We start from the raw sequence: 14,549 nt of genomic DNA, 5'->3' as shown, positions 1-14,549 counted from the left end.
TTAAAGAAGAATTAACAAAAGGCTATTGATTATGTTTATGAGAATCATTAGCATTTGACGCAATTATCAGATGCAATGAGTTAACTATGGAAACGCAGAACCACGCTTTTGTTACGCCAGCGGGTCAACATGATGTTGCAGCGGCGTGTTTTTTCAATGCCCTTGCCCGGGAATGTCCGGCGATTCAGTTTGAGAAAGACGAGCAGGGGACCAGCTATCTGATCCCGTTTGCGAATCAGGAACGGATTCGTATTCCATTGCGTTACTTTTCTTCTCTGGGTGTTCACGAGTATCAGTTCCCTGCCTTTCTGGAGGGCGATACGTCAGTCACATTCAGCTACCCGGAGCTGGTTACCCGCATTCTTGAAGAGCCGTCTCTGGCAGGCCTGGTGACGGAAGAGCAGAAACAGATTTTCACGAATCGTGTGCTTGAAAGTCATTTCAACACCTACAGTGCAGTCAGTCAGAGCCCGTATGGTGAAACGCTGTTTAATCAGGCGCTGAATTTCCAGCAGGCTGAGCAGGGATTGCTGATCGGTCATTCATTCCATCCGGCACCGAAAAGCCGTGAACAGTTCAGCGCTGAAGATGCGAAGAAGTTTTCTCCTGAATTTGGCAGTCATTTCCCGCTGCGGTGGCTGGCCGTTGATAAATCAATTCTGGTGTCCGGCAGTTCTGCAGATAAAACTGTGATTGAACGTATGGCAGAGTTGCTGCAGGCAGATTCGGCTTTCGATAATGCGCTGGTCTCCCAGCTAACTGAAAATCAGGTGCTTTTACCGGCTCACCCGTGGCAGTGGCAGGTGTTCAGTCAGTATCCTGATGTGATCGAATATCTTGAACAGGGTCTGATCAAGGATCTGGGTGAAGCTGGCAGTGACTGGTACCCGACGTCTTCTACGCGATCTCTGTACGCGCCAGCATTGCCTTATATGCTGAAGTTCTCCCTGAGCGTCAAACTGACCAACTCCATCCGCAACCTGTCGGTGAAAGAAGTGATTCGCGGTACCCGCCTGAATCAGCTGTTTGCTGATACAGACATTCAGCAGGTGCTGGGCAACGGCCAGGGGTTTCAGCTGATGCAGGAACCGGCTTATCTGGGACTGGTGGACAAAAACGGCAAAGCCATTGATGAATCTCTGGTTGCTTTCCGCGATAACCCGCTGGCTGCCAAGGCCGATGAAGAGGCTGTGGTGCTGGCAACACTGGCACAGCAGAACCCGTTTGGCGGACAAAGTCTGCTGGCAAAACGTGTGTCTGATTATGCTGCAGGCCAGGGCATCAGTTTAGAGCGGGCAGCCAAAGACTGGTTCAGCGCTTACTGTCAGCACAGTGTCGTTTCACTGTTTGACCTTCAGGCAAACTACGGTGTGGTGTTTCTGGCGCATCAGCAGAATATCGTGATGCAACTGAAAAACGGTTTCCCGGTGGGTATGTATTACCGCGATTGTCAGGGAACTGGCTATACCGATCTGGCGTTTGAGCGATTTGCTGATTCCCTGAACGATGTTTCGATCAATAAAACCAGACAGGATATCGAAAACTACTGGAATCAGGATAAAGTCCGCCGTTATTTCGCTTACTACCTGATCATCAATTCAACCTTTAACGTGATTGGTTCGATCTGTGCCGGTACCGGTGTGGACGAAATGGCACTGGTTGCCATTCTGCGCGAACAACTAGAAGCGCTGAAAGCAGGGGGTGTTCGCGATTCTGCCTGTCTTGATTATGTTCTGAATGATGAAGGCCTGTGCTGTAAAGGGAACTTCTTCTGCTATCTGCAGAATTTCAATGAAAACTCTATTCCGGATCCGGCGGTGATTTATTTTGACCTGCCAAACCCACTGATCAACGTAAAGGAAGCGATCCATGTTTAAGGCAAAAACATTTCAGGTCATGGAAGAACTAGGACAGGAGAAATTGCACAGCCTGCAGCTGACATTGTCGGCGCATGATCTGGAGAATCCTCAGGCATTAGCACAACTGATGAACGATCTGGACGCTGAGTTCAGTCACCAGCCGGAACGTGATCGTTTCCTGCTGGAAGCACCGCAGGATTTGCAGGCTCAGTTGTCGGCGATCCTGCCGTTGTGTGAAGGCAATCTACTGTACAAATCGGTGTTTTATCAGATGCCGGAGCAATGGCATCTGCATACACCTTCGAGCCGGTTCCCGTTTGTTGAAGTGCAGTCGAACAATCAGCATCGCCACCATCCGATGCGTCCCGAAATGCCGGCCGGGACGGTTTATAAGCGGTTTGACCATCAGGCCGATGCAGAAGTGTCTTTCCGGGTCTTTGATATGGAAAGAGATTTGGATGTGTTTGTCCGCTGGATGAATGATCCGCGGGTTGCACACTTCTGGGAGCAGGCATGGAGCAAAGAAAAACTGGCTGAGTTCGCACAATCGCGCCTGAACGATCCGCATATTATTCCGCTGATTGGTGAGTTCAATGGAGAAGCCTTTGGTTATATCGAAGCCTACTGGGTGAGCGAAGACCGGCTGGCACCTTACTATGATGTGCAGCCGTATGACCGGGGCATTCACCTGCTTGTGGGTGAGGAACAGTTCCGTGGTCCGCGCTTTTTCAACTGCTGGATGCGTGCGATCAGCCATTACCTGTTCATTGATGATGTGCGTACAACCCGAATTGTTCTGGAGCCCCGTGCGGATAACCAGCGCTTGTTTAACCGTATTGAGGCCGTCGGCTACCGGAAGCTGTTTGAGTTCAACTTCCCGCACAAACGTTCGGCACTTCTGATGCTGGAGCGCGGCGCATTCTTTGGAGAGCAGTGGTGATGATTCAGCAGGCACTACAACAACACTGGCCGCAGGCGAACCGGGCGATTGTGGCGAAAATGATCAGTGAATTTGCATACGAGCAGGCATTCCGCTTTGAAGAGACGGCACAGGGCTTTGTGCTGAATCTGGATGAAGGTGTCAGCTACCAATTCCGGGGGAAAGCGAATATCTGGGGACAGATTGTTATTGAACCTGAATCGGTCACCCGTTTCCCTGCAACCGAACCGGTACTGGCAACTCAGTTCATGATGGATATTCAGCAATTGCTGAATATGCCGGATGAAGCCATGGCGGAACACTTTGAAGATCTGAATGCGACTTTACTGGGTGATTGCAAACTGGCCGTGAAAAAGCAGGCCATGACCGCCAAGGATCTGGCAAATCTGAGTTGTGAATTGCAGCAGACTTATTTCAACGGTCATCCGAAATTCGCCTTCAATAAAGGCCGCAGAGGATGGGGTAGCGACGATCTGGATTTGTACGCGCCAGAATCACAGCGTGCATTTCAACTGGGCTGGGTGGCTGTTCATCAGTCTGTTTTACAGCAGTCGACCAATGAAACGACGCGCTGGGAGCAGTTGATTGATTCAGCCATGACTGAAGTTGAGCAGGAAAAACTGGCTCAGGCATTCAGTGCGTTTGAAGTGAATCCGCAGGACTATACCCTGATCCCGGTTCACCCGTGGCAATGGTCTCAGAAGCTCTCTCTGCTGTTTATTCGTGAAATCGCGGAGAAAGCGCTGCTTTATTTGGGGGAGTTCGGGGATTATTTCCTGCCGCAGCTCTCGATTCGGACGCTGAGCAATGTATCCCGCCCTCAGGGGTATGACATCAAATTGCCACTAACCATCATGAATACTTCCTGTTATCGCGGGATTCCGGGGCGTTATATTCTGGCGGGGCCACTGGCGTCTGACTGGATTGATCAGGTCTTCCAAACGGATCCGCTACTGGTCAGCAAAGGTGCTGAAGTATTGCAGGAACCGGCATCGGCTTATGCCGCTCAGGCGGATTACCGGCAACTGGAAAAAGCGCCTTACCGTTACCATGAACTGCTGGGTGTGATCTGGCGTGAATCGCTGGCTTCCAAACTCAAAGAAAACGAGTCAGCCATTCTGATGGCAGCCCTGATGGAGTCGGATTCACAGGGGAATCCGCTGATTGGTGAGTACATTGCGGCGTCCGGACTCTCTGCGGAAGCATGGCTGACCCGTCTGTTTGATGCTGTGGTGATCCCGTTCTACCACTTACTGACCAAATATGGTGTTTCGCTGATTGCGCATGGTCAGAACATTACGATTGTGATGGAAAATCATGCCCCGAAACGCATTCTGCTGAAAGATTTCCAGGGTGATATGCGCTTGGTGGAAAGGGAATTGCCGGAGCAGGCATCACTGCATCCGCAAGTGAAAGCCGCCACCGTTCGTCTGCCGGAAGAACTGATTATTCACGATCTTCAGACAGGCCACTTTGTGACTGTGCTGCGGTTTATCTCTCCACTGGTAGAAAAACTTGGTTTCACCGAGCAGCAATTCTATCGCTTGCTGGGTGACCGGATTCAGTCTCATATCAACCAGCACCCAGAACTTGCAGAACGGTTTGAACGACTGGATCTGTTTAAGCCGCGTATCCTGCGTATCGGTCTGAATCTGGCAAAGTTCAGACACAGCACCGACAGCAGTGCTTCCCGTATGTTGCCGGACATGGATGACATGCTGGATAACCCTCTATTTTTGGCCCAAGAACAATAAGGAATGAACCATGGAACTGAATAATCACAAAGAATGTCTGGATCTGGCGGGTGTGGGTGTCGGGCCGTTTAACCTGAGTGTCGCGGCACTGCTGGAGACAAATACGCATCTGAATACCTGCTTTTTCGAAGGTCGTGAATCATTCTCATGGCATCCGGGACTGCTGCTGGAAAACACCAATATGCAGACCATGTTCCTGAAAGATCTGGTGACTGCGGTGAATCCGCAAAGTCCGTATTCTTTCCTGTCATATCTTGTGAGTCAGAAGAAGTTTTACCGTTTCCTGTCTGCCGAACTGAATTGTATCAGCCGTCATGAGTTCTCTGATTACCTGGCCTGGGCAGCCCATCAATTGTCGAATGTTCAATTCGATTCTCGCGTAGAGCACATTGAGTACACCGGAGAAGCGTTCGAAATTCAGACCAGTCAGGGATCGTATCTGGCAAAAAACCTGTGTATTGGTACCGGGAAAGTGCCATCGATTCCTGAATGCGCGAAGCCACACATCAGTGACAAAGTGTTCCATGCTGCGGAAATGGGTTTGCGCGAACGCGACTTTACCGGCAAACGCGTGATGATTGTCGGCGGTGGTCAGAGTGGCGCCGATATCTTCCTGAATGTCCTGAACGGTAAGTGGGGCAAAGTGAAAAGCCTGGATTGGCTGTCTCGCCGCTCAAACTTCCAGCCGCTGGATGAAGCTGCTTTCACCAATGAGTTTTTCACGCCGGAGTACGTCGAGACTTTCGTGGGATTAGATACTTCTGTGAAGCGGTCAGAAATTGACGCACAAAAACTGACGTCAGATGGCATTACGCAAGCTGCGTTACTGTCGATTTACCGCGAGCTTTACCACAGATTTGATGTTCTGAAAGAAGATAAGTGGGTGCGTCTGCTGCCGCATCGTTCCATGAGTGCACTGGAGAGTCATGCGGGTGGTTTCTCTGTTCAGGCATTGAATGCCCTGAGTCAGCAGGCAGAAATGCACGAAGCCGACATTATCATTCTGGCTACCGGTTTTAGTGCGCCATACCCGCAGTGCCTGAAATCCATCATGCCGCTGCTGGAACTGGATGAAAATGGCCGCTATGGCATGACGGAAAACTTTGAACTGAAGTGGGAAGGCAGCGCGAAAAACAAGATTTTTGCTGTGAATGCCGGTATGCACAGCCACGGTATTGCAGAACCTCAACTGAGTTTGATGGCGTGGCGAAGCGCACGAATCATCAACCAGCTTTGCCAGAAACCGGTATTCGATATCGGCAGCGACAAGGGCATGATTGAGTGGGTGACAGAAAGCCTGGTGACTGAGTATGCCAAAGCGTCTTAAGAAACGCTTAGGCCTTATTGATAACCATATAAAAGATAAGGCCTTAAAAACATACAAATAAATTGAACTTTTTTAACGTCAGATATGGAAATAAAGTGGCAAATGAGTATTATTATCAAACTTATTTGTTTAAACCTTATCTAAAAATATAAAGTGATTACAATGGCAGTGAAAAAAGGGATGTTTCAATTGACGACAGTGGCCGCTGCGGTGGCTGCTTCAGCGTTTGTTTCCAGTTCAGTATTTGCTCAAGACTACAAGACAACCGAAGAGAAAATGGTCGTGGTATCCAGCCGCGCACCAAAAGCGATCAGCGATATTCCGGGCACTGTCTGGTATGTCGACAGCGCGCAAATCGAACAGGAATATCGGGGCGGTAAAAACCTGGGTGAGATTCTTGCCGCAGCCGTGCCGTCAATGGATGTCAGCAGCCAGGGCCGGACTAACTACGGACAAAACCTGCGTGGTCGTCCGATGCTGGTCATGATTGACGGTGTTTCTCTGAACTCTTCCCGTCTGATCAGCCGTCAGTTAGATTCTATCGATCCGTTCAATATTGATCGCATCGAAATTCTTTCAGGTGCAACGTCAATCTATGGTGCAGGCGCGACGGGCGGTGTGATTAACATCGTCACGAAGAAAGCAGACAGCACTGAATTGCAATTTGAAAGTTATGTCAACACCACATCTGGCTTTAACAGCAGTGATGATTTCGATTACAAACTGGCTCAGTCAGTTAGCGGTGGCAATGATCTGGTGAAAGGTCGTGCCTCTGTGGTTTATGGCGAAACCCAAGGTTATTACGACGCGAATGGCGATATCGTTGTGCCGGACATTACTCAGGGTTCTGTTCAGTTTAATGAAGTCATTGATGTATTGGGTACATTGTCTATCACGCCGACAGACACTCAGACCATCAATCTGCTGGCGCAATACTACAGCAGCGAGCAAGACAGCCCGTATGGTATTTACTTTGGTCAGGATCTGGCTGGTGTAAATAAAAATATTACCGGTAATCCTGGTGATAAGAGCCTGATTGAAGTCCGGGACGGGTTTGAGTCGGATCGCCAAGGTTCAACAGAACGCTGGATGCTCAATGCAGACTACATTCATTCGGATTTCCTGGGCCACGAGTTACTGGTTCAGGCATCATACCGTCATGAAACTTTGAGCTTTATTCCTTTCATCTATAGTACCTATTTAGCGGCATCTGAGCAGGAAACGGACGTGATCAGTCTGCGTGCGGCGATGATCAAGTCGCTGGAAAACCTGACGCTAACTTATGGTGTCGACGGTTACATCGACAAGCTAGATAGTAATCAGATGCTGTTCGATCGTCAGACGAGCTATAACTCTGGCGGTCTGGTGAACAAGAAAGCGTCTATGATTGGCCGTTATCCGGGCACCGAAGTGTCTTCTATTGCTGGTTTCGTTCAGGCGGATTATGCAATCACCGAAAACTGGAGTGTGGAAGGTGGTTATCGCTTCCAGTATATGAAGAATAAAGTAGATGACTTTGTTGCTACCGGTACGCAGGTTGCTATTGCGCATGGCACGGGTACTTCTGCTGATCCGGTTCCCGGCGGTGAAACAGATTACGATATTGGCTTGTTGAACTTAGGCACTATCTATCACCTGACTGATACGGATCAGGTTTGGGCTAACTTCGCACAGGGCTTTGATCTGTCTGATCCAGCAAAATATTACGGTGTCGGCACGTATTCTGGCCCTGATGCCAATGGTCATTACAATCTGACTGGCAGCATCAATGTGGATGATTCCAGGTTGTCTGGGATTAAAACCAACAGTTATGAAGTCGGTTATCGTCATGACAGCGGCGACCTGAATATCCAGACAGCCGTTTATTACTCACAATCTGATAAGAAAGTCAGCGCCAATAAGAAGACGCTGAATATTGAAATTTCTGATGATAAGACGCGTGTCTATGGTTGGGAAGGTCAGGCTTCTTACTGGTTGAGTGATGCTTGGCAAGCGGGTGTGAATGGACACCTGGTTAAATCTGAAGTGCAGAATGCGAATGACGATTGGGTAAAACAATCCATTAACTATGCGAGCTCTTCGAAAGCAGGTGCATGGCTGGCTTGGTTCGAAGATAGCTATGCACTGAAACTGCAAAGCCAGACAACATTTAATTTGAAGGATGACGCAGGCAAAGAAATTTACGGTTACACCACCCTGGATCTGGTTGGTAGTTATCAGTTGCCTGTCGGTAGCCTGGGTTTTGGTATTCAGAATCTGTTGGATCGTGAATACAGTACGATTTGGGGACAGCGTGCATCAGGTTTGTATGCCAGCTATGGCCCAGCTGAAATCTTTGATTACAAAGGCCGTGGCCGTACTTACACTGTGAACTATCAGGTGAAGTTCTAAGGCCAGTTCGACTTGAAGGTCTTAATAATGAACCGCCCGGTTATGCCGGGCGGTTTTTTTGTATTTCTATTTTCAAAAAAGCAGTAAAGCTGAGGCTCTTTCTCTTTCATCAATCGAGCTGGTGGTTTGTTGCGGTGATATTCAGTGGCTGGTCTCTCGCTACAAACCAGCATCACTGCATTTTATACTTGCAGAAAATGCTGGTTTACAGGGAAGAAATCCAGACATTGAAAATATTCTTGATGGTAGCTCAGCTTGAACAGCTCAGATTAAATAGGACAGCAGATATAGAAAGATCTTGGCAGATTTTTCAGGGTAATCAGGCAGTGTTTCTTTTAAACAGGAATAAAAAAACCGCCTGGGTGAGTTCATCCCGGGCGGCAAATGTTCAGCAAGAGAAATAATTATTATAGGTAGAATACGTTATTTCAGTGCAGGGAAGGTCTGATAGCGAACACCCATCATTTGTTCCATACAGTGAACGACCTGGCAGCTGTAACCGAATTCATTGTCATACCAGATGTAAAGTACGCAGCGCTTGTCCTGAGCAATAGTTGCAGCACCGTCTACAACACCAGCATGGCGGGAACCGACGATATCGCTGGAGACAATCTCAGTGGACTGAGTGTAATCAATCTGACCTGACAGGGCAGAATTCAGAGCAACATTGCGCAGATAGATATTGAGTTCTTCTGCAGACACATCAGTGTTCAGGTTCAGGTTTGCAACAGCCATCGAAACGTTCGGGGTCGGCACGCGAATCGCGTTACCCGTCAGTTTACCAGCCAGCGCAGGCAGTGCTTTCGCAACGGCTTTTGCTGCGCCTGTTGAGGTCAGAACCATGTTCAGTGACGCAGAACGGCCGCGACGCTCGCCGGAGTGAAAGTTGTCAATCAGGTTCTGGTCATTGGTGTAAGAGTGAACGGTTTCGATGTGGCCGTTCAGAACGCCGTACTTGTCATTGACTGCTTTCAGGACAGGGGTAATTGCGTTGGTGGTACAGCTTGCCGCAGAGATAATTGTATCTTCGCTCAGGATGTCAGTTTCATTCACACCAAAGACGATGTTCTTGATTTCACCTTTGCCAGGCGCCGTCAGCAGCACTTTCGCAGCTCCCGGGCATTTCAGATGCTGGCTCAAGCCTGCAGCATCACGCCAGATACCGGTGTTATCAACAATCAGCGCATTATTGATGCCGTAAGTGGTGTAATCCACTTCTGCAGGGCTGTTCGCATAGATAACCTGAATGTAGTTACCATTGACAATGATCGCTTTGCGCTCTTCATCCACGGTGATGCTGCCGTTGAACTGGCCGTGAACTGAATCACGACGCAGCAGGCTGGCACGTTTTTCCAAGTCACCGTTTTTACCGCCGCGAACCACAATGGCACGTAAGCGCAGCGGATATCCTGCACCGCTTTTTTCAATCAGCAGACGCGCCAGCAGGCGGCCGATACGGCCAAAACCGTACAGCACGACATCGCGTGACTGCAAAGATTCTGTGCTGCTCAGTGAGTCAGCCAGAGCCGCTTGCAGAAAATCATCCAGGCCATTTTCATCCTGGTGTTCTTTCCAGTAAGTGCTCGCCAGTTGGCCAACATCAATACGGCAAGGGGACAGGTCCAGATGGTTGAGTTTTTCAATGATTGGCAGAGTCAGGGAAGGCGAGATTTCTGTTTCTGTGTAACGTTTACCGATACGGTGGGCTTTAATCAGTTCAATGACAGAAGCATTGACGATCTGACGACCGAACAACAGAACTTCGACGCCTTTTTGCCGGTATAGCTGGCCAAGAATTGGTGAGATGGATTCAGCATTTGTTTGGCTGGTTTGCCAGTCGAGGAGGTATTTTTCCGGACTCATCTTTACTTAGGACCTTTCACATATAGGGAAGAAAAACAGGGATTTATCCTGTGAACTGTTATCGTTTTTATGGGCAGGGATTGTAACGGTCGTTACATTATTATCCTAGTAAAATTAATTGCTTGTAATTGTGATCCTGATCTTTTGTAACTTGTGATCTTTATCATTAACGCAGTGGGATATGCTGAAAAAACTGTGATGTCAGAAATTACTTATTTTTAGCGGATTATTAGGATGATTGTAATAAAACAAGAAAAATTGGTTTCACTCGCTCAATCCTTTACAAAAGTTAGTTCTTTTACAAAAAAATGAGCTTGTTTCAGTCGCAGCCTGCAAGACAAGGGAAAATTGTCGCAAAATTCACTGAAGGTATCGTTTGCCTGGGTGGTTTTTCACCATGTAGACGGAAAAGAAGCGTTTCAAGCGGCTCATATTCAGTTGGTTTCGTTTTTGGTTCTTTTGGGTCATCACCGGAAGATTCAGTTGAAGAAGACAAAGCGTGATAAAACTCACGTCATCTGTTAAGATGGCGCCAATATTCCAACAAAAAGCTGCCGGCGATCTGGCAGCTTTTTTCATGTCTGATTTTTTGTTGTAGGAACCTATTTTGATCACAACAGCGAACATCACCATGCAGTTTGGCGATAAGCCACTGTTTGAAAACATCTCCGTCAAATTCGGCGAGGGTAACCGTTACGGTCTGATTGGCGCGAATGGTTGCGGTAAGTCGACGTTCATGAAAATTCTGAGTGGAGAGCTGGAGCCTTCGGCTGGTGTGGTCAATAAAGATCAGAACGAGCGCATGGCAAAGCTGGGTCAGGATCAGTTCGCATTTGAAGAATTCACAGTGGTTGATACCGTCATTATGGGTCACAAAGAGCTGTGGGAAATCAAAGCCGAGCGTGACCGTATTTACTCGCTGCCAGAAATGTCAGAAGAAGACGGTATGCGTGTTGCTGACCTGGAAACTGAATTCGCAGAAATGGACGGTTACTCCGCGGAAGCACGTGCGGGTGAACTGCTGCTGGGTCTGGGGATTCCGGAGCATCTGCATTTTGGTCTGATGAGTGAAGTCGCACCAGGCCTGAAAGTTCGTGTTCTGCTGGCTCAGGTCCTGTTTGCTGACCCGGAAATCATGCTGCTTGACGAACCGACGAACAACCTGGACATCAACACGATTCGTTGGTTAGAGCAGGTCCTGATGCAGCGTAACTGCACCATGATTATCATTTCGCACGACCGCCACTTCCTGAATACTGTGTGTACTCACATGGCGGATCTGGATTACGGTGCACTGCGTACGTTCCCGGGTAACTACGATGAGTACATGGTCGCAGCAACTCAGGCGCGTGAGCGTCTGCTGGCAGACAATGCGAAGAAGAAAGCTCAGATTGCTGAACTGAATACTTTCGTCAGCCGTTTCTCTGCAAACGCCTCGAAAGCGAAACAGGCGACTTCCCGTCTGAAACAAATTGATAAGATTCAGCTGGAAGAAGTAAAAGCTTCAAGCCGTCAGAACCCATTCATTCGTTTCGAGCAGGAAAAAGAACTGTTCCGGAATGCACTGGAAGTGGAAGGTCTGAAACAAGGCTACGGCGAGAACATTTTGATCAATGGTGTTAACCTGATGGTTGAAGTCGGTGAGCGTATTGCGATCATCGGTGAGAATGGTATCGGTAAGTCTACTTTCCTGAATACACTGGCAAGTGCGATGGCGCCAATGGCTGGCATGGTGAAATGGTCTGAGAATGCCAACATCGGTTTCTACGCACAGGATCATTCTGCTGACTTCAATATGGACATCAACCTGCTGGACTGGATGAGCCAGTGGAAGAATGAAGGGGATGATGAGCAGACGGTTCGCGGTATTTTGGGCCGTATGCTGTTTTCCCAGAACGACATTAAAAAGTCTGTTCGTGTGATTTCAGGTGGTGAGCAGGGTCGTATGCTGTTTGGTAAACTGATCATGCAAAAACCAAACATCCTGCTGATGGACGAACCAACCAACCACATGGATATGGAATCTATTGAATCGTTGAACCTGGCTCTGGAAAACTATCGAGGCACACTGATGTTTGTTTCTCATGACCGTCAGTTTGTTTCCTCGATTGCAACCCGTATTATCGAAATTACCAAGGAAGGCGTGAATGACTTCCACGGGACTTACGATGAGTACCTGCGCAAGCAAGGCATCGAGAGCTGAGTAAAAGATATTATGAAAAAGCCGCCAGCGTTGGCGGCTTTTTTCTATGCTGACAAATCAAGACAAAAAATGTAAGGATTTGACATGAAAATATGGGTTGATGCAGATGCCTGCCCGAATGTGATTAAAGAGATCATTTTTCGGGCAGCAAACCGTGTTGGCGTCAGTACGACGCTTGTGGCAAATCATGCGATTCGTGTGCCGCCATCGCCTCATATTCGGGCGATTCAGGTGATGTCTGGCTTTGATGTCGCTGACAATCATATTGTTCAGCACACCGAGCCGGGGGATTTGGTCATTACAGCAGATATTCCACTGGCAGATGAGATTATCACCAAAGGAGCACATGCGTTAAATCCGCGCGGTGAAATGTATACAAAAGATACAATTAAACAGCGGTTGCAAATGCGGGATTTTATGGAAACCATGCGCAGCAGTGGTATTCAGACTGGCGGCCCGGCACCGATCAGTCAGGCCGACCGTCAGCAGTTCGCAAACAAGCTTGATAGTTTTCTTGCGAAAAACAAATAATAGCTCACAAGATTTATTCAGGTTGCAAATAACTTGCGCCTGAATGTTGAATGTATTTTATGCATGTTTGAGCACACCCACATTTTTAATCATGACTACGATTGAAATATTCGTTTCTTGATAGAATAGCGGGGCTTGTGGTTGCGGTGTATCTGGATTTTATGCTGGATATTATGGAAAGCGCACTTCAAGCAGGTTATATCTTTTTCATGATTTAAATGTGGTTATCAATGCTCAAGAAAAATATTTTCATTGCCGCTCTCGGCATGTCTGCGTTCATGGTTTCCAGTCAATCCATGGCAAAAGTAGATTTTATCATTGGAGCCGGTTACGACTTTGGTGGTGAGACCCTGGTTGAAGCTTATTATACCAATGGTGATTCAACCAAGGTAAAAACAGGTGAAGGCCTGTCAATTTTTGGTGGCGTAGATTACTTTTTGCAAGATGAACTGAAATTACGTGGAACCATTGGCTATAAATTTTCCAGTGCCAGTGCGTCAAATGGTGATATCACGTTCGACCGTTTTCCGTTGGATTTATTGCTGTTAAAAGGGTACGGGCGGCACCAGTTTGGTGTTGGCGCAACTTACCACACGGGTGTTGAATACGAGTGGGATGTAAATAGTTATGGCTTTGGCTCAAATGGTACGGTTGAGTTTGAAGATAGCCTTGGCTTTATTGTCCATTATGAATACCGGGTTCCTCTGGAAAATGACAATGCTTTCGTAATAGGCGCTCGTTATACCCAGATTGATTATGAAGTAAAAGACACTGATCTTTCATATGACGGCAGTGGGTTTGGTCTGAATCTGGGCTTTACTTTCTAAAATTGCCTTTTAATTTTCGAGAACCGGAAGAGAAATGTTGATCAACATCTTCTCTTCCGGTTTTTTTGTACTTCAGCAGCATCAATATTTTTATTTCTCGCTAAGCTTTAATTTTTGAACCAAATAATTGAGGCTGAATATACTTCTGTGATATACAACAGGTTTCATTTTTGAGCCGTAAGAAACCACCTTACAGAGAAATAGAGCGAAGGACATAGGGAATGCTTCAGTTAACAACGGAAAGATTGGTGCTGCGTCCGCTGACCATGAGTGATGCGGGTCCTTTGTTTGATATTTTTTCAGACCCTGAAGTTATGAAATACTGGGATGGCAGTCCATGGCAGTCTATTGAAGAAGCGCATGACTATATCTTGGCATCGAAAGCTTCTTTAGATGAACCGGAAAAACTGGTCTTTGGTATTTGTGATAAATCGGATCATCATTTGCTGGGAAAATGCATGTTATTTAATATCCACCCCACGTCTCGCCGAGCAGAAGTGGGTTTCGGTGTTGCACAATCCTCCTGGGGGAAAGGGGTCGTCTCTGAGGCTGTTTCAGCGTTACTGCATTTCGGATTTGAGGCAATGCAACTGAATCGGATTGAAGCAGAGATTGATCCGGAAAATATTGGCTCGGCCAGATTGCTAGAAAAACTTGGCTTTGAGCAAGAAGGATATTTACCGGAGAGATGGATTGTCGATGGCCGGGTTTCCGACTCGGCATTATTTGGTTTGCTGGCAAAACAATGGTATTCACAACGGCAGGTCTGATTCCTGAGCCTGAAGCCGTTGTATCGGCTGGAATTTGTTTTTCACGCGTCAGCGATAGCCTGATTTGTGGTGATGAATCATACT

At 47.7% G+C, this 14,549-nt stretch carries 12 protein-coding genes; 10 read left to right on the top strand and 2 right to left on the bottom strand.

Annotated features, from left to right (window positions below; translation table 11 throughout):
• Positions 1–86 precede the first annotated feature (86 nt).
• The 6 genes from SPK40_RS04355 (at position 87) to SPK40_RS04330 (ending at position 8,530) form a co-directional block, all read left to right on the top strand.
• On the top strand, positions 87–1,877 hold the full coding sequence (locus tag SPK40_RS04355) for an IucA/IucC family protein (protein WP_330959551.1): 1,791 nt from the start codon (positions 87–89) through the stop codon (positions 1,875–1,877).
• A 19-nt stretch (positions 1,878–1,896) separates the two neighbouring features.
• Positions 1,897–2,799 (top strand): GNAT family N-acetyltransferase, encoded by a 903-nt coding sequence (locus SPK40_RS04350; RefSeq protein ID WP_442957554.1) that lies wholly within the window; start codon positions 1,897–1,899, stop codon positions 2,797–2,799.
• Complete coding sequence (locus tag SPK40_RS04345) at positions 2,799–4,553, top strand: IucA/IucC family protein (RefSeq protein ID WP_330959856.1); 1,755 nt, start codon at positions 2,799–2,801, stop codon at positions 4,551–4,553. The genes SPK40_RS04350 and SPK40_RS04345 overlap by 1 nt, the downstream gene beginning before the upstream one ends.
• Before the next feature lie 10 nt (positions 4,554–4,563).
• Positions 4,564–5,880, top strand: coding sequence for a lysine N(6)-hydroxylase/L-ornithine N(5)-oxygenase family protein (locus tag SPK40_RS04340; protein ID WP_330959549.1), 1,317 nt, complete (start codon positions 4,564–4,566; stop codon positions 5,878–5,880).
• 162 nt (positions 5,881–6,042) lie between these two features.
• Positions 6,043–8,271 (top strand): TonB-dependent receptor, encoded by a 2,229-nt coding sequence (locus SPK40_RS04335; protein WP_248140132.1) that lies wholly within the window; start codon positions 6,043–6,045, stop codon positions 8,269–8,271.
• 58 nt (positions 8,272–8,329) lie between these two features.
• Complete coding sequence (locus SPK40_RS04330; RefSeq protein WP_330959548.1) at positions 8,330–8,530, top strand: hypothetical protein; 201 nt, start codon at positions 8,330–8,332, stop codon at positions 8,528–8,530.
• Positions 8,531–8,694: 164 nt separating this feature from the next.
• Here SPK40_RS04330 and SPK40_RS04325 read toward each other — a convergent pair whose 3' ends face one another.
• Positions 8,695–10,134, bottom strand: a complete 1,440-nt coding sequence (locus SPK40_RS04325) for a glyceraldehyde-3-phosphate dehydrogenase (protein WP_330959547.1) — start codon at positions 10,132–10,134, stop codon at positions 8,695–8,697.
• A gap of 360 nt (positions 10,135–10,494) precedes the next feature.
• Complete coding sequence (locus tag SPK40_RS04320) at positions 10,495–10,713, bottom strand: hypothetical protein (RefSeq protein WP_330959546.1); 219 nt, start codon at positions 10,711–10,713, stop codon at positions 10,495–10,497.
• A gap of 28 nt (positions 10,714–10,741) precedes the next feature.
• Between SPK40_RS04320 and SPK40_RS04315 the strand changes: the two genes are divergently transcribed.
• The 4 genes from SPK40_RS04315 (at position 10,742) to SPK40_RS04300 (ending at position 14,465) form a co-directional block, all read left to right on the top strand.
• Positions 10,742–12,337, top strand: a complete 1,596-nt coding sequence (locus tag SPK40_RS04315; RefSeq protein ID WP_330959545.1) for an ABC-F family ATPase — start codon at positions 10,742–10,744, stop codon at positions 12,335–12,337.
• Between the two features lie 84 nt (positions 12,338–12,421).
• Positions 12,422–12,868, top strand: coding sequence for a YaiI/YqxD family protein (locus SPK40_RS04310; RefSeq protein ID WP_248140372.1), 447 nt, complete (start codon positions 12,422–12,424; stop codon positions 12,866–12,868).
• Between the two features lie 230 nt (positions 12,869–13,098).
• Positions 13,099–13,695: a hypothetical protein gene (locus SPK40_RS04305; protein ID WP_248140371.1), complete on the top strand. Its 597-nt coding sequence runs from the start codon at positions 13,099–13,101 to the stop codon at positions 13,693–13,695.
• A gap of 248 nt (positions 13,696–13,943) precedes the next feature.
• The gene (locus tag SPK40_RS04300) at positions 13,944–14,465 is read left to right on the top strand and encodes a GNAT family N-acetyltransferase (RefSeq protein ID WP_330959544.1); all 522 of its coding nucleotides are present in this window, start codon (positions 13,944–13,946) and stop codon (positions 14,463–14,465) included.
• Positions 14,466–14,549: the final 84 nt, after the last annotated feature.

Source organism: Photobacterium sp. 53610 (assembly GCF_036409375.1).
GTDB lineage: Bacteria > Pseudomonadota > Gammaproteobacteria > Enterobacterales > Vibrionaceae > Photobacterium.
This window is presented reverse-complemented; position numbering and strand designations above follow the sequence as displayed.